Source organism: Streptomyces sp. NBC_00569 (assembly GCF_036345255.1).
In the GTDB taxonomy this organism is placed as follows: domain Bacteria; phylum Actinomycetota; class Actinomycetes; order Streptomycetales; family Streptomycetaceae; genus Streptomyces.
On the sequence record NZ_CP107783.1, the window covers coordinates 4676406 to 4698631 of the forward strand.

Genomic DNA, 22226 nt, shown 5'->3' on the forward strand with positions numbered 1-22226 from the left:
GACTACCGATCAAAGACGATCATTCAGGAGTGTTGTCACCGTGTACACGATCGAGATGGCCTACGCCCGTATGCGCGAGCTGCAGGACCAGGCCAACCGCTCGCGTGCCCACCAGTCCGCCGTCGAGGCGCGTACCGCTGAGAAGCGGGCCGCGCGCGCCAAGAAGCGCTAACGGTCCGGAGAGCCGCCCCCGAGCTCTCCCTCCCACCGGCGGTAGAGCCGATGCGGCACCCCTGCCGCGTCGAGCGCCCGCCCGGCGACGAAGTCCACCAGATCCTGGATGTGCGTCGCCCCCGCGTAGAACGCCGGAGAGGCGGGCAGCACCACCGCGCCCGCCTCGTCCAGCGCCACCAGATGCTTCAGCGTCTGTCCGTTCAGCGGCGTCTCGCGCACCGCGACGACCAGCCTGCGCCCTTCCTTGAGCGTCACGCTCGCCGCGCGCTGGAGCAGATCCTTCGACAGGCCGAGCGCCACGCCCGCCACGCACGCCGTCGACGCGGGCACGATGATCATGCCCTTCGCCGGATACGACCCGGACGACGGTCCCGCCGCCAGGTCCCCCGCGGACCAGTACCTGACCTGGTCGGGAGCGGCGCCCACCGCGAACGTGTCCGGCTTCCCGTCCGCCCCGCGCGCCAGCCACTCCCCCAGGTCCTGACGCCAGTGCGCGTCCCGGAAGGCGATCCCCGTCTCGTCGAGCAGCGTCAGCCGCGAGGCGCGCGAGACGACGAGGTCCACACTCTCCCCCGCGTCGAGCAGCGCGCGCAGAACCGCGGCGGCATACGGGGTCCCCGACGCGCCGGACACCCCCACGATCCAAGGCCGGCGCCCAATTTCTCCTGCGGTCATGCCATCGAGCCTATCCGGCACCCGGCCGCGGTCAGACAGTCAGGCCGCGCACGAGGAGATCGAGCAGCGCACACGCGAACAGGGCGATCCCGATGAAGCCGTTGACCTGGAAGAAGGCCCGGTTGAGCCGGGACAGGTCGCGCGGGCGCACGATCGTGTGCTCGTAGAGGAAGGCGCCCGCGACGACGACGAGGCCGAGCCAGAAGAAGGCGCTCGCGTCCGTGGCGAGGGCGTACCAGACGAACAGGGTCGTGGTGAGCGTGTGGCAGCCGCGCGCTCCCCAGATCGCCGCCGGGGCTCCGAAGCGGGCCGGTACCGACATCACGCCGACCTCGCGGTCGGTCTCCACGTCCTGGCAGGCGTAGATGAGGTCGAAGCCGCCGATCCAGATGCCGACCGCGAGCCCGAGGATCACCGCGTCCCACGACCACTCGCCGGTGATCGCGAGCCAGGCGCCGACCGGGCCCATCGCCTGGGCGAGACCCAGGATGGCCTGCGGGAAGTTCGTGAACCGCTTGCCGTACGGATAGACGACCATCGGGATCACCGCGATGGGCGCGAGCGCCAGACACAGCGGGTTGAGCAGGGCGGCCGCGCCGAGGAAGACGACGAGCGCGATGAGCGCGCCGGTCCAGGCGGACTTCACGGACATCGCGCCCGTGACGAGTTCGCGGTGGGCGGTCCTCGGGTTACGGGCGTCGATCTCGCGGTCGATGATCCGGTTCACGGCCATCGCGAACGTGCGCAGGCCGACCATCGCGATCGTCACGAGCAGCAGCCGCCACCAATGGATGTTCCTGTCCATCCGGAACATCGCGGTGAGCGCGGCGATGTACGCGAAGGGCAGCGCGAACACCGAGTGCTCGATCATGACGAGGCGCAGGAACGCCTTGGTCCGGCCCGGCTGCGGGATCGCGGCGGAAGCGCTGGTCACAGGCCGTACTCCTTCCAACGGCGGTCGACCGTCGCCGCCGTCTGCGGGTCGGACAGCACCATCTCGGGCCAGCCTCCGTCCCGCGTGTAGCCCTCCTCGGGCCACTTCTTCGTCGCGTCGATGCCCGCCTTGCCGCCCCAGAACTGCTGGTACGAGGCGTGGTCGAGGTGGTCGACCGGGCCCTCGGCGACGGTCAGGTCACGGGCGTAGTCCGTGTTGCCGAGCGCCCGCCACGCGACCTCGTGCAGGTCGTGCACGTCGCAGTCCGAGTCGACGACCACGATCAGCTTGGTCAGCGACATCATGTGCGCGCCCCACACGGCGTGCATCACCTTCTGCGCGTGTTTCGGGTACTTCTTGTCGATCGAGACGATCGCGCAGTTGTGGAATCCGCCCGACTCGGGCAGGTGGTAGTCCACGATGTCCGGCACGATGATCTTGAGCAGCGGCAGGAAGAAGCGCTCCGTGGCCCGGCCGAGAGGGCCGTCCTCCGTCGGCGGGCGCCCCACCACGATCGACTGCAGCAGCGGGCGCTTGCGCATCGTCACGCAGTCGATCGTCAGCGCGGGGAAGGGTTCCTGCGGCGTGTAGAAGCCGGTGTGGTCGCCGAACGGGCCCTCGGGGAGCATCTCCCCGGGCTCCAGCCACCCCTCGAGGACGACCTCGGCGTTCGCCGGCACCTGGAGCGGCACCGTCTTGCAGTCGACCATCTCGATCCGCTTGCCCTGGATGAACCCGGCGAAGAGGTACTCGTCGATGTCCCCGGGCAGCGGCGCCGTCGACGCGTACGTCACGGCGGGCGGGCAGCCGAAGGCGATCGCGACCGGCAGCCTCTCGCCCTTCCTGGCGGCCACCTGGTAGTGGTTGCGGCTGTCCTTGTGGATCTGCCAGTGCATGCCGATGGTGCGCCGGTCGTGGCGCTGGAGCCGGTAGAGCCCCAGGTTGCGGATGCCGCTCTCGGGGTCCTTGGTGTGCGTCAGGCCGAGATTGAAGAAGGAGCCGCCGTCCTCGGGCCAGGTGAACAGGGCCGGGAGCTGGTCAAGGTCCACGTCGTCGCCGCGCAGGACGACCTCCTGCACCGGCGCGTCCTTCACCTTCTTCGGCGGCACGTGGACCATCGAGCCGAGCTTGCCGAACGCCTCGCGCACGCCCACGAAGCCGTGCGGCAGCTCGGGGCGCAGCAGGCCGCCGATCTTGTCGCTGATCTCCTCGTAGGACTTCAGGCCGAGCGCCTTCAGCAGGCGCCGGTCGGTCCCGTACACATTCATCGCGAGGGGCATCGAGGAGCCGCGCACGTTCTCGAAGAGGAGAGCGGGGCCGCCGGACTTCTGCACCCGGTCGACGATCTCACCGACCTCGAGATAGGGGTCGACCTCGGCCTTGATGCGCTTGAGGTCGCCCTCGCGCTCCAGCGCCCGCAGGAGGGAGCGAAGATCGTCGTAAGCCATGCGTCCCAGTATCGCTGAGGGGCCACGCTCTTCCTGCGCCCGCCCCTGCCCTTCGGCCGGGGCCCGGGGGTCGTCCCTCGGGATGGCGCAGCGCGCACCGGCTACCCTGACCCGGTCACAGGGGGCCCGCGTCGTCCCCATGCCGCTCCTTGGGGGATCGCGACACCATGCTCCGCTACTTGCCGTTCCTGCTGGTACTGGCGTTGTGGATCTACGCCTTCATCGACTGCCTGAACACTCCGGAGGAGGAGGTCAGGGGCCTGCCGAAGGTCGTGTGGGTCATCATCATCCTGCTCTTCGGCGAGGTGCTCGTCGGCCCGATCGCCTGGCTCGTCGCGGGCAGGCGCCGGCACGCGCCCGCGGGTGGCTCGACACCGTCCCAGTGGCACCGCAACCACCGCACACAGTGGGTCGCGCCCGACGACAACCCCGAGTTCCTGCACTCCCTGCGCGAGGAGAACAAGAAGGACGAGTCGCTCCTCAAGGACTGGGAGGCCGATCTGCGCCGCCGCGAGGAGGAGCTCAAGAAGCGCGAGCGCGAGCAGGGCGGCGAGCAGGCGTGAACGCCTTCGACGCCGAACTGGCGCGGACCTGGCTGGCCACGGCCGTCGAGGAGGCGCGGGCGGGGCTCGCCGAGGGCGGCATCCCGATCGGCGCGGCCCTCTACTCGGCGGACGGGAAGGTCCTCGGGCGCGGGCACAACCGCCGGGTGCAGGACGGGGATCCGTCCGTGCACGGCGAGACGGACGCCTTCCGCAACGCGGGCCGGCAACGCTCGTACAAGGGCACGACGATGGTGACGACGCTCTCGCCGTGCTGGTACTGCTCCGGTCTGGTGCGGCAGTTCGGGATCTCGCGGGTCGTCGTCGGTGAGGCGCGGACGTTCCACGGCGGGCACGACTGGCTGGCCGAGCACGGCGTGGAGATCGTGGTGCTCGACGACCCCGGGTGCGTCGCCATGATGGAGGAGTTCATCGCGGCCCGGCCCGAGCTGTGGAGCGAGGACATCGGCGCGTAGCGCTCGCGTCCGGCCGGGCCTGGCACCGTTGCCCGGGTGCCGGGCCGCGTCCACAGTGGAGGCATGACCGAACCCTCCGCGCCGCCGCCCCGCATCCCCACGATCGATCTGCGGCCCTGGCTCCGCGGCGGCCCGGACGCGCGCGCCGAGATCGCCCGAACCGTCGACGAGGCACTGCGGACCGCCGGATTCCTGCTGGTCACCGGGCACGGCGTGGACCCGGGCCTGCGCGCCCGGATCCGGGAGACGGCGCGCGGCTTCTTCCGGCTCCCGCCCGCGGTGAAGGAGCCGTACGCCGTGAAGGTGGGCGGGCGGGGCTGGCTGGGCCCCGGCGCCGAGGCGAACGGCTACGCGGAGGGCACCGAGACACCGCCCGACCTGAAGGAGTCCCTGTCGTACGCCTCCGAACTGCCCACCGGAGACGCGGAGATCGACGCGGAGTGGTTCCTGCCCAACACCTGGCCCGCCGAGACGCCTGGGCTGCGCGTGCTCGTCGAGACGTATCTGGGGCGGATGCGGGAGCTGTCCGACCTGCTGCTCGAACTCCTCGCGGTCGCGCTCGGCGAGGAGCCGGACTTCTTCACCCGGCACACCACGCACCCCACTTGGGGCTTCAACATCAACTGGTACCCGGGCACGGACGTCGTCGGCGAACCCGAGGAGGGCCAGTTCCGCATCGGCCCGCACACCGACTTCGGGACGGTCACCGTCCTGGACCGGCAGGCGGGCAGGGGCGGGCTCCAGGTCCACACCGACGAGGGCGGCTGGGAGGACGCGCCGTTCGACCCGGACGCGTTCACCATCAACATCGGCGACCTGATGGCGCGTTGGACCGGCGACCGCTGGCGCTCCGGCCGGCACCGCGTCCTGCCGCCCCCGGCGGACCTGCCCGCCGAGGAGCTGATGTCGCTCGTCTACTTCTACGAGTGCGACCCGCGCACGAGCGTCGAGTCCGTCCCCGCGCCGAAGGGCCGGGTCGCGTACGAGCCCGTCGACTCGCACACGTACCTGCGGGCGAAACTGGACGCCATCACGGTCGAGCCTTGACCGCTGTGGCGCCTTGATCGCCGTGGTGCCTTGACCGCGGTGGGACCTTGATCGCCGTGGTGCCTTGATCGCGGTGGGACCTTGACTGCGGCGGAGCCTTGATCGCGGTGGGGCCTTGATCGCGGTGGGGCCTCGCCGTGGTGCTTGATCGTTGTGGGGCCTGGTCACTGTGGGGTCTTGCGGTAGCTGTCCCGGAGCTGCTGCCGGCGGTCCGGGGTCCAGGCCGTCCAGGCCCGCTCGCGCCCGTCGAGCGCGGCGGTCAGGTGCTCGAAGTGGTCGTGCCAGGCGGCAAGGTGGTCCAGACGCGCCGCGTCGTCGCCGTCGATCTCGCCGGTGAACCGCAGGGTCGTCGCGTCGGGGGCCGTCGGCTCCAGGTGGAAGCGCATGCGGCCGTGCGGGCCTTCGAGTGTGTACTCGGCGACGCGTTCGCCGTCCCACGCGGTGACGCGGCCCGCGTGGGCCCGCCCGGTGCTGAGCCACCGCAGCGTGACCGCCCCGCCGAGCCGTGGTTCGAGCACATCGGCGGCGGCCAGCCACCCCGGCAGTCCCGCAGGGGTGGCCACCGCCTCCCAGACCTGCTCCACGGGGTGGGGAAGCGCGATCGTGAAGTGCAGGGTGTGGGTGTGACCCTCGGTCCGGCTCGTACCGGGCGCGACGGGTGTGGCGGATGCCGCGGGCTCGGTGGGGTGGCTGGATTCGGTCATACCTCCAGGCTGGCGCGCCCGCGCGCTTCGCGCACCCTTGGACGCCGGGATCCATGCCCCGCCCCGCCCATCCACTCTGTCCGGCCGCCCGTACGCCGACGGCCGACCGCTTGTGACTCGCGTCACAAAGGGTCGGCCGTCGGTGGGTGTCCCGGTGTCAGACGCCGGCGTAGGAGTGCTTGCCGGTGACGAAGATGTTCACGCCGTAGTAGTTGAACAGCCAGCAGGCGAACGCGATCAGGGCCAGGTAGGCGGCCTTGCGGCCCTTCCATCCGGCGGTCGCGCGGGCGTGCAGGTAGCAGGCGTAGGCGACCCAGGTGATGAACGACCAGGTCTCCTTGGGGTCCCAGCCCCAGTAGCGGCCCCAGGCGTCGCCGGCCCAGATCGCGCCCGCGATGATCGTGAACGTCCACAGTGGGAAGACGGCCGCGTTCACGCGGTAGGAGAACTTGTCGAGCGAGGCCGCGGCGGGCAGGCGCTCCATGACGGAGGTCGCGAACTTCCCGGGCTTGCCGCCGTTCGCCAGCTTGCTCTCGTACGCGTCGCGGAAGAGGTAGAGCAGCGTGCTGACCGCGCCGACGTAGAACACCGCGCCGCAGAAGATCGCGGTGGAGACGTGGATGTACAGCCAGTACGAGTGAAGGGCGGGAACCAACTGGTCGCTGGCGGTGTACAAGACAGTGACAGCGAGGCCGAGATCGAGGAGGACCGTGGTGACCAGCGGGAGGCCGAGCCAGCCGATGTTCTTCTTCGCCAGCATGAGGCCGAGGTACACAGCGACGGCGACGGTGGAGAAGGTGATGTTGAACTCGTACATGTTGCCCCACGGCGCGCGCTGCACGGAGAGCGCGCGGGTGAGAACACCGCTCGCCTCGACGAGGAACGCGAGCACGGTGAGGGACACCGCGATACGGCCGTAGAGGTCGCCCTGCTCGTCGCCGCCGGAGGCGCCGGGACCGTCCGGTACGTCACGCGTGCCGGAGACGGCGCGGGTCACGACGCTGGGCCGCTCCAGGACGGCGGTGCCGCCGTTCTTCTCCTTGACCTGCACCTTCACGGAGCCGGCCGTGGCCTGCGCGGCGGCCTGCTGCGTCAGCGCGGCGGCCGTGCGGCCGACCTTGCTGCGGCTGCCGAAGAGCCACTCGGCCATGTGCGCGAAGAAGGCCAGGAGGTACACGGCCATCGACGAGTAGATCAGCACATTGCTGATGTGCGCGAGATTCTCGTTGGTTGCGGCGGCGAGATTCACTTCTCAGCCCCTTCGGCAGGAACAGCAGGTCGGGGATCGGCGGCGCTGGGCGCCTGTTCGTGGAGGTGTGCGGCCAGGTCGCCGAGTTCTTCGGCCACCTTCGAGGACTCACTGCGGCCGAGACCGCCCATCTCGACGACGGTGACTCCGTCGGCTCCGGGGGTCGCCCGGACCCAGACGCGGCGGCGCTGGATGAACAGGGAACCGGCGAGGCCCGCGATGGCGGCGAGCGCTCCGGCGAGGGCCCAGCCGTCGCCGGGCTGATGGGTGATCTGGAAGCTCGCCCACTGCTTGATGTCCTTGTCGAACGTGATCGACCCGGCACCGTTCGGAAGCTTCATGGTCTCGCCGGGCCGCAGCCGCGTCTTGAGCAGCTCCCCCTTCGAGTCCGTGAACTTCTTCATCTTGGAGGTGTCCAGTTGGTACACGTTCTGCGGGATACCGGAGTCGACACCCAGGCTTCCGTGGTACGCGGACAGCGCGAGGACGGGATAGTCGAGCGCGGGGAACTGGGAGAACATGTTGCCCTTCCCGGACCCCGCGAAGGTCGGCACGAAGAAGGCGTTGAAGCCGAGCTGTTCCCGCTTGCCGTTCTTGTCGCGGTAGCCGTCCATGATCTTGATGGCACCGGTGGACGTGACGTTCGAGTCGATGGGCAGCAGCGGCACGGCCTGGCGGGAGACGATCTTGCCGCGGCCGTCCCGGACGGTGACGGTGGGCGCGTAGCCGTGACCGTTGAGGTAGACCTTGGTGCCGTCGATCTCGAGGGGGTCGTTGACCTGGATCGCGGTCTTCTGCTCCTTGCCGGTCGCGCCGACGCTGTAGGTCACGTTGGCGCGGTAGACGCGCGGGCTCCCCTTGTTCGGCCCGTTGCGCTCGTACGTCCCGTCGAACTTGTCGAGCTGGAAGCTGAACGGCGTCAGGTCGGTGTCGGAGTTGAAGAGGTTGCCCGACTTGAAGTCGTCGTACATCGGCAGGGCGTTGGAGAAGCCTCCGTCGCCCTCGACCATCAGCTTGCCGCCCTCGGACTTGAAGAGCTGGCCCCAGGCGAAGGCGATCAGCATCACGATCAGCGCGATGTGGAAGATCAGGTTGCCGGCCTCGCGCAGATAACCCTTCTCGGAGGCGACGGCGTCACCGGCGATGTGGGCGCGGAAGCGGCGCTTGCGGAGGATCTCGAGGGCCGCCGCGCGGACCTGCTCCGGCTCGGCGTCGGTGCGCCAGGTCGCGGACGCGGGCAGGTGCGTGAAGCGCTTGGGGGCGCCCGGGGCGCGGCCGCGCAGCTGCCCGACGAACTGCCAGGTGCGCGGGACGATGCAGCCGATGAGGGAGATGAACAGCAGGATGTAGATCGCGGAGAACCACACCGAGCTGTAGACGTGGAACAGGCCCAGCTTGTCGTAGACCGGCGCGACCGTCGTGTGCGCGTCCTTGAACGTCTGCACCTTCATCTCGTCGACCCCGGACTGCGGGATCAGCGAGCCGGGGATCGCCCCGAGCGAGAGCAGGAAGAGCAGGATCAGCGCGACGCGCATCGAGGTGAGCTGCCGCCAGAACCAGCGGACCCAGCCGATGACGCCCAGCCGGGGCAGGGTCGGGTCGCGGTCCTCCTGCGGAGCGGTGGACAGGTGCGAGCCGGCCGCGCCGAGCTCGTCGCCGCTCACCTCGCCGGTCTTGCCGGATTCAGTCGTGCTCATGGATCAGATTCCCACCGTGAAGCCGTTGGACCAGGTCTGCATCTGCTGGACGAGGGTGTCCCAGGCTCCTGTGAGCAGCAGCACTCCGGTAAAGATCATCATGATGCCGCCGATCCGCATCACCCAGGCGTAGTGCTTCTTGACCCAGCCGAAGGCGCCGAGCGCCTTGCGGAAGGCGACCGCGGCGAGCACGAAGGGGACACCGAGCCCGGCGCAGTACGCAACGGTCAGTATGGCCCCGCGCCCCGCGCTCGCCTCGTTGAACGACAGGGCGGTCACGGAGGCGAGCGTCGGCCCGATGCAGGGGGTCCAGCCGATACCGAACAGGGCACCGAGCACCGGAGCGCCGATCAGCCCGGTCACCGGCCGCTTGTGGAAGCGGAATTCGCGCTGGGTGAGCCAGGGCATCATGCCCATGAAGAAGATCCCCATGAGGACCATCAGGACACCGAGGATCTTGGTGAGGGTGTCCTGGTACTCCTGGAGCGTCTCGCCGAAGTAGCCGAAGAGGGCCCCGCCGGAGACGAAAACGGCGGTGAAGCCGAGGACGAAGAGTCCGGAGCCCAGGGCCATCCGGCCCCGCCGCGCGTCGGCCAGGTCGGTGCCGCTGACTCCCGTCACGTACGACAGATAGCCGGGCACGAGAGGCAGGACGCAGGGCGAGAAGAACGAGAGGAGACCGCCGAGCACGGCGATCGGCAGGGCGAGCAGGAGCGCACCGCTCTCGACGGTGCTGCTCGCTCCGCCTTCAGCGGCGAGAGCGGTGAGCGTGGCGTGCACCGTCGCTCACTTCTCCGCGATCACGGGGTCGACCATCTTGCGCAGCTTGTCCTCGCTGAGCGCGCGCAGGGAGCGGGCGGCGATCTTGCCGTCGCGGTCGATGACGAGCGTGGACGGGATGGACTGCGGGTTGAGGGTGCCCTTCTCGAACCGCAGCATCAGCTTGCCCGAGGGGTCGTAGAAGCTCGGGTACGGGATGTTGTGGTCCTTCTCGAACTGGAGCGCCGGTTCGGTCTGCGGATCACGGGTGTTGATGCCGATGAACTGGACATCCTTGCCCTTGGTCTCGTTCGCGACCTTCGAGAAGTAGTTGGCCTCGGCGCGGCACGGCGGGCACCAGGAGCCCCACACGTTCAGCACGATGACCTTGCCCTTGTAGTCGGCGAGGTCGAGGGGCTTGCCCTCCAGATCCTTGCCGTCCAGCTTCGGCGCGTCGTGCCGGTCACCCTTGTCGACGGTGGAGATGCCGCCGGAGTTCGTCACGAAGTTGGTGTTGTTGCCACCACCGGACGTTCCGCCGGAGCTGCATGCGGAGAGCGTCAGCGCAGCGACCGCGGCTCCTGCGGTGAGGAGGGCGGTACGGCGCTTGGATGCAGCGAGGGGGGAAACGCGGCAGTCGGCACTCATGTGAAAAGTTTCGCATGTCTGTTTAGGGGATCTTCCGCACCCCCCTTGCGTACGGAAAACCCCATTTCAGGAGGGGTCATTCGGGGTGCGGCGCGATGCTCACGCAGCGGCTTTGAGATAGCTGTTCCAGCCGCCGTCGGGACGCACTCCGACGTCGAGCGAGCGCAGCTTGTCAAGGACCTTCGGGTCCTGGACGTCCAGCCAGTCGACGAACTGCCGGAAGGAGACGAGGCGTACGTCCTTCTTGCCGGCGATGTGCTTGAGCGCCTCTTCGACGGAGTCCATATAGATCCCGCCGTTCCACTCCTCGAAGTGGTTGCCTATGAAGAACGGCGCCCGGTTCGTCTCGTATGCCCGGTTGAAGCCGGCTATGTAGGCCTCGGCCGACTGCTTGCGCCAGCGCGGGTAGTTGTAGGCGGGCGCCCTGGTGGTGTTCACCGACTGGTTGGCCAGCATGTTGTAGTCCATCGAGAGGACCTCGAAACTGCGCCCGGGGAACGGCACGGCCTGGAGCGGCAGATCCCACACCCCGCCCCGCTTGGAGGGCCAGCGCTGCCGGCCGCCCGGCGACGAGGCGTCGTAGCGCCAGCCGAGCTCGCGGGCCGTTGGCAGCAGGTTGTCCTGGCCGAGCAGGCAGGGCGTGCGGCCGCCGACGAGTTCCTTCTCGTAGTCGAAGGGGAGCGAGGGCAGGTCGTGCCAGCCCGTATTCGTGCGCCACTCCTTGACGAACGACTTGGCCTGGTCGATCTCGCTGCGCCACTGCGCCGGGGTCCAGTTGGCGACGGTGCCGGTGCCCGCGCAGAAGTGGCCGTTGAAGTGCGTGCCTATCTCATGGCCTTCCAGCCAGGCCTGGCGCACGTACTTCAGCGTCTCCTTGATGTGGGCGTCGGTGAGATAGCCGATGTCCGAGGCGCCGACCCCGTTGTTCGGCGGGCGGTACAGCCGCTTCTTCGACTCCGGCAGCAGATAGAGGCCGGAGAGGAAGAAGGTCATGTGGGCGCCGTGGTTCTCGGCCAGTTCGAGGAAGCGCGGGAAGAGGCCGTTGCCGACCTCGCCCGCGCCGTCCCAGGAGAAGATCACGAACTGCGGCGGCTGCTGGCCGGGTTCGAGGGGGACGGGCCTGCCCGGCTGGTTCGGCTGCTTGCCCGTGTACGACGTCGAGCCGTCGCCGATCGGCCGGACCGCGGGCTTGTCGGGCTTACCGGCCCCGCCCCCGGGCCTGTCGCCCGGCGGCACGGACGTCGTGCCACCCTGCCCGTCACTGGTACCGCACCCGGCGAGCGCGGCGGCCGCCGCCGCCCCCGCTCCGAGCCCGATCAGTCCCCTTCGTGTGATGTCCGGCATTGCCTGGTCCCCATTCGTCGCGCCCCGTTCCCGTACGAGACGGGCACTCCGTTAGAGGGCGCGACGAACACTGCGGTTCCGGCAGGGAGAACAAAATTGGGCAATGCCGACGGCCATGCGCCGTATGCACCGAGTGCCGAGTGCGAGGGCGCTACGCGCCGAACGCCTTGTCCTTCCCCTTCACGGGCTTGGCACCCGCGAGGAGATGGGCGGGCACGAGGTCGCGCGCGGGCTCCGTGTAGCCGACGGACACGATCTTGTCGCCGCGGTAGGTGAACGTCGTGAGCGAGGCGAGCGTGCACTGCCGCTTGCGCGGGTCGTGCCACAGCCGGCGCTTCTCCACGAAGCTGCGCACGATCCAGATCGGCAGCTGATGGCTGACGCACACCGCCTCGTGACCCCGCGCCGCGTCCTTCGCCGCGTCCAGGGCGCCCATCATCCGCACGACCTGCTCGACGTACGGCTCGCCCCACGACGGCTTGAACGGGTTGACGAGGTGCTTCCAGTTCTCCGGCTTGCGCAGCGCGCCGTCGCCGACACCGAACGTCTTGCCCTGGAAGACGTTGCCCGCCTCGATGAGCCGGTCGTCGGTCGCCAGGTCGAGCCCGTGCGCCTTCGCGATCGGCGTCGCCGTCTCCTGCGCCCGGTCCAGCGGCGAGGCCACGACATGGGTCACGTCACGCGAGGACAGGGCCTCGGCGACCCGGTCGGCCATCTGCCGGCCGAGCTCGGAGAGGTGGTAGTCGGGCAGCCGCCCGTACAGGATCCCCTCCGGGTTGTGCACCTCGCCGTGCCGCATCACGTGGACGACGGTGATGTCCTGGTCGGACTTGCCGGCAGTGGTCATGCTTGCGTGGCCTCCGCAGCCGCGCGCGCGGCACCGGGGAGCGCGGCGGCGATGCGCTCGACCGCCCGCTCGTCATGGGCAGTGGAGACGAACCAGGACTCGAAGGCCGACGGCGGCAGATAGACGCCCTGCGCCAGCATCGAGTGGAAGAACGCGGTGAAGCGGAAGGACTCCTGCGCCTTCGCGTCCTCGTAGTTGCGCACCTCGTTCTCCGTGAAGAACACGGAGAACATGTTCGAGGCGCTCTGCACGCGGTGCGCGACGCCCTCCTTGGTGAGCGCGGCGCCCACCAGGGTGCGCAGCTCCTCGGAGACCGCGTCGATCTTCGCGTACGCGGCGTCGTCGAGCAGCCGCAGCTGCGCGACCCCGGCCGCCGTCGCGATCGGGTTCCCGGACAGCGTGCCCGCCTGGTAGACGGGTCCCGCCGGGGCGAGGTGCCCCATGACGTCCGCGCGGCCACCGAACGCGGCGGCCGGGAAGCCACCGCCCATGACCTTGCCGAACGTCATCAGGTCGGGCGCCACCCCGTCGACGCCGTACCAGCCGGCCTTCGACGTGCGGAAGCCGGTCATGACCTCGTCGGAGATGTACAGCGCGCCGTTCGCGCGGCACAGGTCCGCGAGGCCCTGGTTGAAGCCGTCGAGCGGCGGCACGACGCCCATGTTGCCCGGCGACGCCTCGGTGATGACACAGGCGACCTGGCCCTCGTTCGCGGCGAACGCGGCCCGCACGGCGTCGAGGTCGTTGTACGGGACGACGATGGTGTCGCCCGCCTGGGCGCCGGTCACACCCGGGGTGTCCGGCAGCCCGAAGGTCGCCACACCCGAACCCGCGGCGGCGAGCAGCGCGTCCACGTGTCCGTGGTAGCAGCCGGCGAACTTGATCACCTTGGCGCGCCCGGTGAACCCGCGGGCGAGCCGGATCGCGGACATGGTCGCCTCGGTCCCGCTGGACACCAGCCGCACCTGCTCGACCGGCGCGATCCGCGCGACGATCTCCTCGGCCAGGGCGACCTCGCCCTCACCCGGCGTACCGAAGGACGTGCCGCGCGCGACGGCGTCCTGGACGGCCGCGATGACCTCGGGACGGGAATGGCCGAGGATCATCGGCCCCCAGGAGCAGACGAGGTCGACATACTCGCGACCGTCGGCATCCGTGAGGTACGGACCGGTACCGGACACCATGAACCGGGGCGTACCGCCCACGGCACGGAACGCGCGTACGGGCGAGTTCACGCCGCCCGGCGTCACGAGGGCCGCGCGGTCGAAGAGACCCTGCGAGACCGGTGCTTCATAGGGATACGGTGCGGTCGCGCCCGACGGCGGCGCCGCGGACCCGGGGATGTTGTTCGCCTCTGCCATGCCTCTCAGCGTACGGGCAGGCTCCCCGGAGCCCTGCTCATCCCCTGCTTCTCTGGCCACGGCGGGAACCGACTACCTAGACTCCCGGGGGATGGGCCGCTCGCGGACAGTTCACGCTGCACGCCGGCGCGGGGTTCGCTCCCCGGCCCGCGCAGGTGTTTCACCGCACGTTTCGGCGAGTGACCGTGGGGGAGGTCACTGACACGATGATCGGGTTGCGCAGTGGTGGCCGCGCGGCCTAGAAAAGGGGCGAGGCGCCCTGGAAAAGCAGTCGGGTGGAGATATGCATCGCGGTGGCGGACTGGGCGAGGGGACCGACGATCTGGGCCCCCGGCGTGCCCGGCGGGGAAAGCACCGGCGCGACGCGGAGGCGGCAGCGACACCGGCGGAAGAAGCGGACGCCGGGCAGGCACTGGGCGGGACCGGGAGCAGGAATGGTGGCCGGGTGGGGGTGACGTACAAATACTTCGGCGCGCCCGACGGCGCCACGGCGGCCCGTGTCCCCATCTCGATGCGTCCCGAGGAGCTCGGCGGTGACGAGCTCGGCATGGGCGGCATGTTCACCAAGATCAAGCCGGAGACGATGGCCGCGATGGTCCTCACCGGCATAGAGGGCATACCTCTGCACAAGGTCCCCCCGCTGGAACTGGTCGTCCTGCACCCCGACTACGCGGTCGTGAAGCTGCCCATGACGGTCGTCGACCCGCTGCGCGGCGTCGGCGAGGAAGCCGTGGGCGCCGCGGCGTTCATCTGGTCGACGGTCCCGGACCGCGGCGGCCCGCGCGACGCGTTCAACGTGTACCAACTGCTGCACGAATGGCAGGACTTCAGCCACCGGCTGCACGACGCGGGACACCAGGCCTACTGCCTCGTCTGGCCCTGAGCCGGGGCTTCCTTGGTTTCGGGCGGGGTTCTCGGGCCCCGCCTTCGTCGCCGGCCCTCAGTCCCGCTCCTTCGGCACCCCCCGCACCATGAACCCGATCGCCGCTCCCCCGCCGACTCGCGCCTTCGCGAACGGCACGCCCCCGTGGGCCGCCGCCACCTCCTGGACGATCGACAGGCCGAGTCCGGATCCGGGCAGGCTGCGGGCGGCCGGCGCGCGGTAGAAGCGGTCGAAGACCCGGCCCAGGTCCGAGTCCGCGATGCCGGGACCCCGGTCGAGCACCTCGACGCGCACGCCGTCCGGGAGGCCTCCCGTGACCACGATCTCGATCGGCTCCGTCCCGTCGCTGTCGAACTTGGCGGCGTTCTCCACCAAATTCGACACCGCGCGGTGGAGCGAGGCCGGGCGGCCCATGATCACCGTGTCGCCCTGCGCACGCACAACGACCGTGCGGCCCGTGCGACGGCGCGCGAGGACCGCCGTGTCCTCGGCCGTCTCGGCGAGCGCCACCTCGACGACCGGCTCGTCGTCCTCCTTGCCCGCGGCCAGCTCCACCAGCTCGTTGACCAGATCGGTCAGTTCACGCGACTCCTGCGCGAGGTCGGCGATCAGCTCCTCGCGGGCGGAGGCCGGCAGGTCCTCGATACGGCGCAGCAGCGAGATGTTCGTACGCAGCGAGGTGAGCGGCGTACGCAGTTCATGACCGGCGTCCTGCACCAGGCGGCGCTGGTCCTCCATGGAGCGCGCGAGCCGCCCCAGCATCCGGTCGAAGGAGCGCCCCAGGCTGCCCACCTCGTCGCCGCCGGTGACCGGCACCCGCACATCGAGGTGCCCCGTGCCCGCCACGTCCTCCGCCGCCTCGGCCAGCCTGACCAGGCGCCCCGTGATCCGGCGCGCCAGCCACCAGCCGACGAGACCCGCCGCGATGATCACGGAACCGGCCAACAGGCCCGTGCGCTGCTGGAGTTCACGCAGCAGGTCCTCCGTGTCGCTGAACTCCTGCGCGACCTGGACCGCGCCGCGCCCGCCGCCCAGTGACACGGACGTCATCCGGTACTCGTCCCCGCCGATCTCCACATCGCGCCGCGACCCGCTCTTCTCCGCCCCGTCGGCCTCCTCCGTCACACCCGCGTGCGCCTCGTCGGCGGTGCGCCGGTCCGCCGCGTTCACCGGCAGCCGCGGGCTGCCGCGGTCGACGATCCGGGCGCCCGGCCCGAGGACCTGGACATCCGTGCGGGCCGGCCGGATCAGGTCGTCGCGCGGCCCGTCGTGGTCCGGGTCCCCCGACGCGAAGTCGTACGGGGTGAGCCGGGTCTCCTTCACCTGCTGCCGCAGGTCGGTGACGACCTCGTCGAACACGGCCTGCTGGTCGACGCGGACCAGGCGCGCCGCGGCGTCGTAGGAGAGGAAGCCGACCAGGACGGTGACGGCCGCCGCGACGGCCGCGAACGACACGGCGAACGTGGTCCGCAGGGACCGGGCGCGCGGCCGCCCGTGCAGGAACGCGCGCAGGCGGCGACGCGGCATCCTCAGTCCTCCCGCAGCACGTAGCCGACGCCGCGCACGGTGTGGATCAGGGAGTCGGCGCCGGGTTCGTCGACCTTGCGGCGCAGATAGCCGACGTAGACGGCGAGGTTCTTCGACCCGGGGCCGAAGTCGTAGCCCCAGATGCGGTCGTAGATCGTGGCGTGGTCGAGGACGATGCCCGCGTTGCGCACAAGCAGCTCCAGGAGGTCGAACTCGGTGCGGGTGAGTTCCAGTTCGCGCTCACCGCGCCAGGCCCGCCTCGCCTGCGGGTCCATCCGGAGGTCGGCCGCGGCGACCTGGCCGTCCGGCTCGGGCGGTGCCGCGTCGCGCCCGTCGGCCGAGGCCGCGCCATCGGTGCGGCGCAGCAGGGCACGGAGCCGCGCGAAGACCTCGTCCACGTCGAACGGCTTCACGACGTAGTCGTCCGCGCCCGCGTCCAGGCCCGCGATCCGGTCGGGCGTCTCGACGAGCGCCGTCAGCATCAGGATCGGCGTGCGGTCGCCCTCGGCGCGCAGCACCCGGCACACCTGAAGCCCGTCGATGCCCGGCATCATCACGTCCAGAACGAGGATGTCGGGCGCGCTGCGGTGGGCCTGGGCGATCGCCTCCACCCCGTCGGCGACGGCCGTGACCTCGTAACCCTCCAGGGTCAGGGCCCGCTCCAGGGCATGGCGGATGGCGCGGTCGTCCTCGGCGAGCAGCACGGACGGGGACGCGGCGCGGGGCGTGGCGGACGCAGCGGTTGGGGACACGCGTTCCAGTGTGCCTCCCGCGCCCGGGGGCGTACCCCCTGACCAAGGGCCCGCCGGGCGCCTTCTTACTCGCCTCTCACCCGGGCACGAACGGCGGCTTACCTCGCTGGACCAGGCTGCCGACGTATGTAGCGGGCACAGGGCCCGCCGGGAGGGCTGTCCATGAAGATCGTGTTCCTGCTGCACAACGCGTACGCGATCGGCGGGACCGTACGGACCACGCTCAACCTCGCCGCGGCGCTCACCGGGTGCGGCGGCCACGAGGTGGAGATCGTCTCGATGTCCCGGCACCGCGAGGTGCCGCGCTTCACGGTCGACCCCGCCGTCTCACTGGTCCCGCTCGTCGACACGCGCATCGGCGGCGTCGACAGTCGGTACGCGGCGTACGGGGAGCCCGCGCAGGACTTTCCGGCCGCCGAGAAGCGCCACAAGCAGTACACCCGTCTGCACGATCTGCGTGTGCGTGAGTACCTGGAGCGCTGCGACGCTGACGTCGTGATCGGTACGCGCCCCGGCATCAACGTCTATCTGGCGATGTACGGCCCGCGCACCGCGCTGCGCATCGGGCAGGAGCACCTGCGCCACGACGCCCACAGCAAGAAGCTCCGGGCGGTGCTCGCCGGCCACTACCGCTCACTCGACGCCGTCGTCACCATGACCGCGGCGGACGCCGAGGTGTACCGAGCGCGCATGACCCTGCCGGGTGTACGGGTTCTGTCGGTCCCGAACATCGTGCCGGAGGCGCCCTGTCCCCCGTCCGAGGGAACTTCCAAAATCATCGCGAGCGCCGGGCGTCTCGCTCCGGGCAAGCGCTTCGACCTGCTCCTGGAGGCCTTCTCGGCCGTCGCCGCGCGGGAGCCCGAGTGGCAGCTGCGGATCTACGGCGGCGGGCCCGAGGAAGCGAAGCTGCGCGATCTCATCGCCGGGCTCGGGCTGACCGGGCGCGCGCATCTGATGGGGGCGCGCTCACCCATCGAGCCGGAGTTCGCCAAGGCGTCGATCGTGGTGTCCGCCTCCGACGCCGAGTCCTTCGGGATGACGCTCGTCGAGGCCATGCGGTGCGGGGTTCCGGCGGTCAGCACCAACGCGCCGCTCGGCCCCGCCGAGATCATCACGGACGGCGTCGACGGCAGGCTCGTACCGGTCGGGGACGCGCGCGCCCTCGCCGACGCCGTGGTCGGCCTCATCCAGGACGCGCCGCAGCGGCACTCCATGGCCCGCGCCGCGTTCGCGTCGGCCCGCCGCTACGACCCCGATCCGATCGTCGCCCGGTACGAGCTTCTGTTCGCCGAGCTCCGTGAGACGCGGCGCCTGCGCTCCTGGCAGCGGCTGCGCCACCGGGCGGTCAACTGGGCGCGGCGCAAGACCCGTTCGCCCCGCGGCCCGGCCCGGACCGCGCCCGCGCGCGGTGCCCGCTCGGACCCACGCCCCACGTGACGCACGAGCGGGAAGGCACATGACGACCGACGACGCACACCTCGGCACCCCCACCCCAGAACCGGCCCGCCCGCAAGGCCCCAAGGCCCCCGGAGCCAAGCGGGACCGGGCCACCGAGGGCCGGGGGAGGCGGGCCGATCAGAACCGGCGGCGACCCGCCCCCCGGCCCGACCTCCACCCGAAGCCCGGACCGTCCGCATCCGGACCGTCCCCGTCCGGGCCCGGCACGTCCCTGTCCGGGCCCGACGCCCGGCCGCCCACGGCAGCCACCACTGCCCGACCGGAGACCGGAACCACGGCACCGAGGTGGGCCGAGCGCCCCTCCGCGCCAGGCCACTCGACCCCGCGGCGGCATCTCGCCCAGCCGCCCGACCCGACGGCCACCGCTCGCCCGGACACGGACCCGACAGCCCCCACCACGCGACCGGGGACGGGCCGCCCGGAGACAGGTCGGCCGGAGGCCGGGGCCACCCGCCCGGGGGCCCACGCCGCAGCCATCACCACCCCCCGCCGCCGCACCGGACCCATGCCCGGCCGCCCAGCCGCCACCGGCGCCCCACCCGGCGCCCCCGGAAAGCGCCCCCGCGCCGTCCCGTGGCTCGCCCTCGTAGCCCTCGCCTACGCCCTCGTCCAGTTCGTGCTCGTCGTGCCGCCGCTCGCGCACGCGCTCGGGTGGGACGAGACCGTGTACGTGTCGCAGTACGACCCGCGTGTCCCCGCCGCCTTCTTCAGCGCGCCGCGCTCCCGCGGCATCAGCTTCCTGACCGCGCCGTTCATCGCGGCCACCCCGTCCGTCCTCGTCCTGCGCATCGGGCTCACGCTGCTCTCGTCGGCCGCCCTGTACGCCGCGTTCCGCGTATGGCGTCCCGTCGTCGGGGCCCGCACCACCGCCCTCGCCGCGCTGCTGTTCGCGGGACTGTGGATCACCCAGATCTCCGGGCCTCAGGCCATGCCCAACCTCTGGGTCGCGTTCGGCGCGGTCGCCGCCACCGGCTGGTTCCTGCGTGCGGTGACCGGGCGCGAACCCCGCGCCGACCGGTGGCTCGCGGGCTGTGTCGCCGCGACGGCCCTGTTCCGCGCCCCGGACGCCGTCTGGCTCGCCCTGCCCCTGATCGCCACGGCCCTGTTCCGCAACCGCCGCACCCTGCCCTACCTGGTCGGCGGACTCGCGGTCGGCCTCGCCCAGTGGGTCGCGGAGGCGTACATCCGCTTCGGCTCGGTCCAGGACCGGCTGCATGTGTCGAGCGCCACCGAGGGCGACATGGGCCTGCACCTCAACTTCGACCACGCCTGGTCCAGCCTCAACGGCCCCCTGCTGTGCCGCCCGTGCACGGCGGCGACCCTGGACTCCCCCGGCCTCACTCTGTGGTGGCTGGCCCTGCCCCTGCTCGCCGCTGCCGCGCTCGCCTACGCCGTGCGCGAGCGCCGGCTCCTGCCGACCGCGCTGCCCATGGCCGTCGCCGCCGCGCTCTCCGTGCCGTATCTGCTCATGATCGACTACTCGGCGCCGCGCTTCCTGCTCCCGGCCTACGCGCTCCTCGCGCTGCCGGTCGCGGGCCTGGTCACGCGCCTGAACTCGCGCCGTGCCCTCGTCCTCGCGGGACTACTCATCGCGGCGCAGCTCCTCTCGCAGTCCACCGTCCTGACCCAGGTCACCGCGTCCGCGGCCCTCACGAACGAGCGCTACCGCGCCGCCGCCGACGGCCTGCGCACCCTGGGCCTGCGCCCGCCCTGTCTGGTCTCGGGCCCGCGCGCCCTCCCCATCGCCTACGACGCGGGCTGCGCCTCCGCCCAGGTGGACGGCAACAACGTCTCGACGACCGTCGCGGGCATCCTCGACCGCGCCGCGAAGATGCCGACCGCCCTCCTCACGGCAAGGGGACAGCGCCCACCGCACTACGCGCGCGACTGGACGCCGTATCCCCTGCACCACACCCCCGGCTGGACGGCCTGGCTCGCGCCGGCCGCCCCGCAGGGCCCGTAACCCGGCGGACGACTCCTACTCCGCCCGCAGCGCGGCGAGCTGCCGCTCGAAGGGGATGACGTCGTCGCCCCACTCCACCGGCGCCGGGCGGGCCGCCGCGAGCCCGGTCATGAGCCGGGCGAGCTCGCCGCCGGCCCGTTCGACGCGCTGCTCGAGACCCTCCGCTCCCCAGTCCTGCGACGCCGCGTACACGGCGGTCGGCACGACCACGGCCCGCAGGTGGGCGAAGAGCGGACGCATCGCGTGCTCCAGGACGAGCGAGTGCCGCGGCGTACCGCCGGTCGCCCCGACGAGCACCGGCTTCCCGGTGAGCGCGTCCTTGTCGAGCACGTCGAAGAACGACTTGAACAGACCGCTGTACGAGGCCGAGAACACCGGCGACACGGCGATCAGGCCGTCCGCCCCGGCCACCGCGTCGAGCGCCTCCCTGAGGGCGGGCCCGGGGAACCCGGTGACCAGGTTGTGCGCCGTCTCGACGGCCAGGTCCCGCAGTTCGACGACGGTCACGTCCACGTCGGCGCCCGCGACCTGCGAGGTCACCGCCTGCGCGAGCCGGTCGGCGAGGATCCTGCTCGACGACGGGGCGCTCAGCCCCGCCGACACGACGACGAGCTTCATACGGACGGCACCTCCTTCTCCTGCTGGGCCTTCAGCTCCGCCTCGGCGACGCGCGACGCGTGCGTCGGCGCGTCCGGCACGTTCGCCGGGCGGCTGTTCGCGAACTCCTTGCGCAGCACCGGCACGACCTCCTCGCCGAGGATGTCGAGCTGCTCCAGGACGGTCTTCAGCGGCAGACCGGCGTGGTCCATCAGGAACAGCTGGCGCTGGTAGTCACCGACGTGCTCCCGGAAGCCGAGGGTGCGCTCGATCACCTGCTGCGGGGATCCCACGGTCAGCGGGGTCTGCGAGGTGAAGTCCTCCAGGGAGGGGCCGTGCCCGTAGACGGGCGCGTTGTCGAAGTACGGGCGGAACTCCCGCACCGCGTCCTGCGAGTTCTTGCGCATGAACACCTGACCGCCGAGGCCGACGACGGCCTGCTCGGGCGCGCCGTGCCCGTAGTGGGCGAAGCGCCGGCGGTAGAGGTTCACCATCTGCTTGGTGTGCTCCATCGGCCAGAAGATGTTGTTGTGGAAGAACCCGTCGCCGTAGAACGCGGCCTGTTCCGCGATCTCGGGCGAGCGGATCGAGCCGTGCCACACGAAGGGCGCGACCCCGTCGAGCGGACGCGGCGTCGAGGTGAAGGACTGCAGCGGCGTACGGAACTTGCCCTCCCACGTCACGACGTCCTCGTCCCACAGGCGGCGCAGCAGGGCGTAGTTCTCGACGGCGAGGTTGATGCCCTCGCGGATGTCCTTGCCGAACCAGGGGTAGACGGGGCCGGTGTTGCCGCGGCCCATCATCAGGTCGACGCGGCCGTCCGCGACGTGCTGGAGCATCGCGAAGTCCTCGGCGATCTTCACCGGGTCGTTCGTGGTGATCAGCGTCGTGGAGGTGGAGAGGATCAGGTTCTCGGTGCGGGCGGCGATGTAGCCGAGCATCGTGGTCGGCGACGACGGCACGAAGGGCGGGTTGTGGTGCTCGCCGGTGGCGAAGACGTCGAGCCCGACCTCCTCCGCCTTCAGGGCGATGGCGAGCATGGCCTTGATGCGCTCGTGCTCGCTCGGCGTACGGCCCGTCGTCGGATCGGCTGTGACGTCGCCGACGCTGAAGATCCCGAACTGCATTGCTCTCACCCTTC

At 71.0% G+C, this 22226-nt stretch carries 21 protein-coding genes and 1 pseudogene; 7 read left to right on the forward strand and 15 right to left on the reverse strand.

The features are described 5' to 3' along the window. Positions 1-40 precede the first annotated feature (40 nt). Positions 41-172 (forward strand): hypothetical protein, encoded by a 132-nt coding sequence (locus OHO83_RS20980; RefSeq protein WP_264484737.1) that lies wholly within the window; start codon positions 41-43, stop codon positions 170-172. Here OHO83_RS20980 and OHO83_RS20985 read toward each other — a convergent pair. Genes OHO83_RS20985 through OHO83_RS20995 form a run of 3 tightly spaced genes read right to left on the reverse strand, consistent with a single transcriptional unit; the run spans position 169 to position 3231 of the window. Next, positions 169-849, reverse strand: coding sequence for a UbiX family flavin prenyltransferase (locus OHO83_RS20985; RefSeq protein WP_266673137.1), 681 nt, complete (start codon positions 847-849; stop codon positions 169-171). The two genes, OHO83_RS20980 and OHO83_RS20985, sit on opposite strands and share 4 nt — an antisense overlap. 31 nt (positions 850-880) lie before the next feature. Beyond that, a complete protein-coding gene (gene mqnP, locus OHO83_RS20990) occupies positions 881-1783 on the reverse strand; it encodes a menaquinone biosynthesis prenyltransferase MqnP (protein WP_330279717.1) in 903 nt (300 codons plus the stop codon). Continuing rightward, a complete protein-coding gene (locus tag OHO83_RS20995; RefSeq protein ID WP_266673133.1) occupies positions 1780-3231 on the reverse strand; it encodes a menaquinone biosynthesis decarboxylase in 1452 nt (483 codons plus the stop codon). The genes mqnP and OHO83_RS20995 overlap by 4 nt, the downstream gene beginning before the upstream one ends. A gap of 167 nt (positions 3232-3398) precedes the next feature. On the opposite strand from OHO83_RS20995, the gene OHO83_RS21000 reads away from it, so the two are divergent. From OHO83_RS21000 to OHO83_RS21010, 3 genes are all read left to right on the forward strand, one after another. After that, on the forward strand, positions 3399-3794 hold the full coding sequence (locus OHO83_RS21000) for a PLD nuclease N-terminal domain-containing protein (protein ID WP_266673132.1): 396 nt from the start codon (positions 3399-3401) through the stop codon (positions 3792-3794). Then, a complete protein-coding gene (locus tag OHO83_RS21005) occupies positions 3791-4249 on the forward strand; it encodes a nucleoside deaminase (protein ID WP_266673130.1) in 459 nt (152 codons plus the stop codon). Before OHO83_RS21000 ends, OHO83_RS21005 begins: the two co-directional genes overlap by 4 nt. A gap of 63 nt (positions 4250-4312) precedes the next feature. Beyond that, positions 4313-5296 carry an isopenicillin N synthase family dioxygenase gene (locus OHO83_RS21010; protein WP_266673128.1) on the forward strand — a complete coding sequence of 328 codons (984 nt, stop codon included), beginning with the start codon at positions 4313-4315 and terminating at the stop codon, positions 5294-5296. Between the two features lie 164 nt (positions 5297-5460). Here OHO83_RS21010 and OHO83_RS21015 read toward each other — a convergent pair whose 3' ends face one another. The 8 genes from OHO83_RS21015 to hemL all read right to left on the reverse strand — a co-directional run bounded on the left by OHO83_RS21015 (position 5461) and on the right by hemL (position 13905). Then, positions 5461-6000 (reverse strand): SRPBCC domain-containing protein, encoded by a 540-nt coding sequence (locus OHO83_RS21015; protein WP_266673126.1) that lies wholly within the window; start codon positions 5998-6000, stop codon positions 5461-5463. 157 nt (positions 6001-6157) lie between these two features. Beyond that, a complete protein-coding gene (gene ccsB, locus OHO83_RS21020; protein ID WP_266673124.1) occupies positions 6158-7249 on the reverse strand; it encodes a c-type cytochrome biogenesis protein CcsB in 1092 nt (363 codons plus the stop codon). Beyond that, entirely contained in the window at positions 7246-8946 is a 1701-nt protein-coding gene (gene resB, locus OHO83_RS21025; RefSeq protein ID WP_329434300.1) for a cytochrome c biogenesis protein ResB, read from the reverse strand. Before resB ends, ccsB begins: the two co-directional genes overlap by 4 nt. A gap of 3 nt (positions 8947-8949) precedes the next feature. Next, positions 8950-9726 carry a cytochrome c biogenesis CcdA family protein gene (locus OHO83_RS21030; protein ID WP_266673120.1) on the reverse strand — a complete coding sequence of 259 codons (777 nt, stop codon included), beginning with the start codon at positions 9724-9726 and terminating at the stop codon, positions 8950-8952. Between the two features lie 6 nt (positions 9727-9732). After that, a complete protein-coding gene (locus OHO83_RS21035; RefSeq protein WP_266673118.1) occupies positions 9733-10353 on the reverse strand; it encodes a TlpA family protein disulfide reductase in 621 nt (206 codons plus the stop codon). A 99-nt stretch (positions 10354-10452) separates the two neighbouring features. Then, positions 10453-11697: a hypothetical protein gene (locus tag OHO83_RS21040; protein ID WP_329434301.1), complete on the reverse strand. Its 1245-nt coding sequence runs from the start codon at positions 11695-11697 to the stop codon at positions 10453-10455. A 151-nt stretch (positions 11698-11848) separates the two neighbouring features. Then, positions 11849-12544: a histidine phosphatase family protein gene (locus OHO83_RS21045; protein ID WP_266673114.1), complete on the reverse strand. Its 696-nt coding sequence runs from the start codon at positions 12542-12544 to the stop codon at positions 11849-11851. Continuing rightward, complete coding sequence (gene hemL / locus OHO83_RS21050) at positions 12541-13905, reverse strand: glutamate-1-semialdehyde 2,1-aminomutase (RefSeq protein WP_227296677.1); 1365 nt, start codon at positions 13903-13905, stop codon at positions 12541-12543. Before hemL ends, OHO83_RS21045 begins: the two co-directional genes overlap by 4 nt. A 283-nt stretch (positions 13906-14188) precedes the next feature. Between hemL and OHO83_RS21055 the strand changes: the two genes are divergently transcribed. Beyond that, positions 14189-14788 carry a hypothetical protein gene (locus OHO83_RS21055; protein ID WP_266673111.1) on the forward strand — a complete coding sequence of 200 codons (600 nt, stop codon included), beginning with the start codon at positions 14189-14191 and terminating at the stop codon, positions 14786-14788. A 57-nt stretch (positions 14789-14845) separates the two neighbouring features. On the opposite strand, the gene OHO83_RS21060 is transcribed toward OHO83_RS21055, so the two are convergent. Together OHO83_RS21060 and OHO83_RS21065 are read right to left on the reverse strand one after the other, a co-directional pair. Beyond that, on the reverse strand, positions 14846-16315 hold the full coding sequence (locus OHO83_RS21060) for a sensor histidine kinase (protein ID WP_266673109.1): 1470 nt from the start codon (positions 16313-16315) through the stop codon (positions 14846-14848). A 2-nt stretch (positions 16316-16317) separates the two neighbouring features. Then, a complete protein-coding gene (locus tag OHO83_RS21065; RefSeq protein WP_266676544.1) occupies positions 16318-17019 on the reverse strand; it encodes a response regulator transcription factor in 702 nt (233 codons plus the stop codon). A 210-nt stretch (positions 17020-17229) separates the two neighbouring features. Between OHO83_RS21065 and OHO83_RS21070 the strand changes: the two genes are divergently transcribed. Together OHO83_RS21070 and OHO83_RS21075 are read left to right on the forward strand one after the other, a co-directional pair. Beyond that, positions 17230-18504 carry a glycosyltransferase family 4 protein gene (locus OHO83_RS21070; RefSeq protein ID WP_329434303.1) on the forward strand — a complete coding sequence of 425 codons (1275 nt, stop codon included), beginning with the start codon at positions 17230-17232 and terminating at the stop codon, positions 18502-18504. Positions 18505-18523: 19 nt separating this feature from the next. After that, a complete protein-coding gene (locus tag OHO83_RS21075) occupies positions 18524-20488 on the forward strand; it encodes a hypothetical protein (protein WP_330279718.1) in 1965 nt (654 codons plus the stop codon). Positions 20489-20503: 15 nt separating this feature from the next. On the opposite strand, the gene OHO83_RS21080 is transcribed toward OHO83_RS21075, so the two are convergent. Both OHO83_RS21080 and OHO83_RS21085 read right to left on the reverse strand, forming a co-directional pair. Next, positions 20504-21106, reverse strand: a complete 603-nt coding sequence (locus tag OHO83_RS21080; RefSeq protein WP_266673103.1) for an FMN reductase — start codon at positions 21104-21106, stop codon at positions 20504-20506. 104 nt (positions 21107-21210) lie between these two features. Next, a pseudogene (locus OHO83_RS21085) lies at positions 21211-22212 on the reverse strand (LLM class flavin-dependent oxidoreductase); the annotation flags it as partial. Positions 22213-22226: the final 14 nt, after the last annotated feature.

Bases quoted from the DNA above. Each gene is read 5' to 3' on its own strand.
- OHO83_RS20985 (WP_266673137.1), bottom strand. From the start codon at position 849: ATGACCGCAGGAGAAATTGGGCGCCGGCCTTGGATCGTGGGGGTGTCC.
- OHO83_RS20995 (WP_266673133.1), bottom strand. From the start codon at position 3,231: ATGGCTTACGACGATCTTCGCTCCCTCCTGCGGGCGCTGGAGCGCGAG.
- OHO83_RS21000 (WP_266673132.1), top strand. From the start codon at position 3,399: ATGCTCCGCTACTTGCCGTTCCTGCTGGTACTGGCGTTGTGGATCTAC.
- OHO83_RS21010 (WP_266673128.1), top strand. From the start codon at position 4,313: ATGACCGAACCCTCCGCGCCGCCGCCCCGCATCCCCACGATCGATCTG.
- OHO83_RS21015 (WP_266673126.1), bottom strand. From the start codon at position 6,000: ATGACCGAATCCAGCCACCCCACCGAGCCCGCGGCATCCGCCACACCC.
- resB (WP_329434300.1), bottom strand. From the start codon at position 8,946: ATGAGCACGACTGAATCCGGCAAGACCGGCGAGGTGAGCGGCGACGAG.
- OHO83_RS21035 (WP_266673118.1), bottom strand. From the start codon at position 10,353: ATGAGTGCCGACTGCCGCGTTTCCCCCCTCGCTGCATCCAAGCGCCGT.
- OHO83_RS21040 (WP_329434301.1), bottom strand. From the start codon at position 11,697: ATGCCGGACATCACACGAAGGGGACTGATCGGGCTCGGAGCGGGGGCG.
- OHO83_RS21045 (WP_266673114.1), bottom strand. From the start codon at position 12,544: ATGACCACTGCCGGCAAGTCCGACCAGGACATCACCGTCGTCCACGTG.
- hemL (WP_227296677.1), bottom strand. From the start codon at position 13,905: ATGGCAGAGGCGAACAACATCCCCGGGTCCGCGGCGCCGCCGTCGGGC.
- OHO83_RS21055 (WP_266673111.1), top strand. From the start codon at position 14,189: ATGCATCGCGGTGGCGGACTGGGCGAGGGGACCGACGATCTGGGCCCC.
- OHO83_RS21060 (WP_266673109.1), bottom strand. From the start codon at position 16,315: ATGCCGCGTCGCCGCCTGCGCGCGTTCCTGCACGGGCGGCCGCGCGCC.
- OHO83_RS21070 (WP_329434303.1), top strand. From the start codon at position 17,230: ATGAAGATCGTGTTCCTGCTGCACAACGCGTACGCGATCGGCGGGACC.
- OHO83_RS21075 (WP_330279718.1), top strand. From the start codon at position 18,524: ATGACGACCGACGACGCACACCTCGGCACCCCCACCCCAGAACCGGCC.
- OHO83_RS21080 (WP_266673103.1), bottom strand. From the start codon at position 21,106: ATGAAGCTCGTCGTCGTGTCGGCGGGGCTGAGCGCCCCGTCGTCGAGC.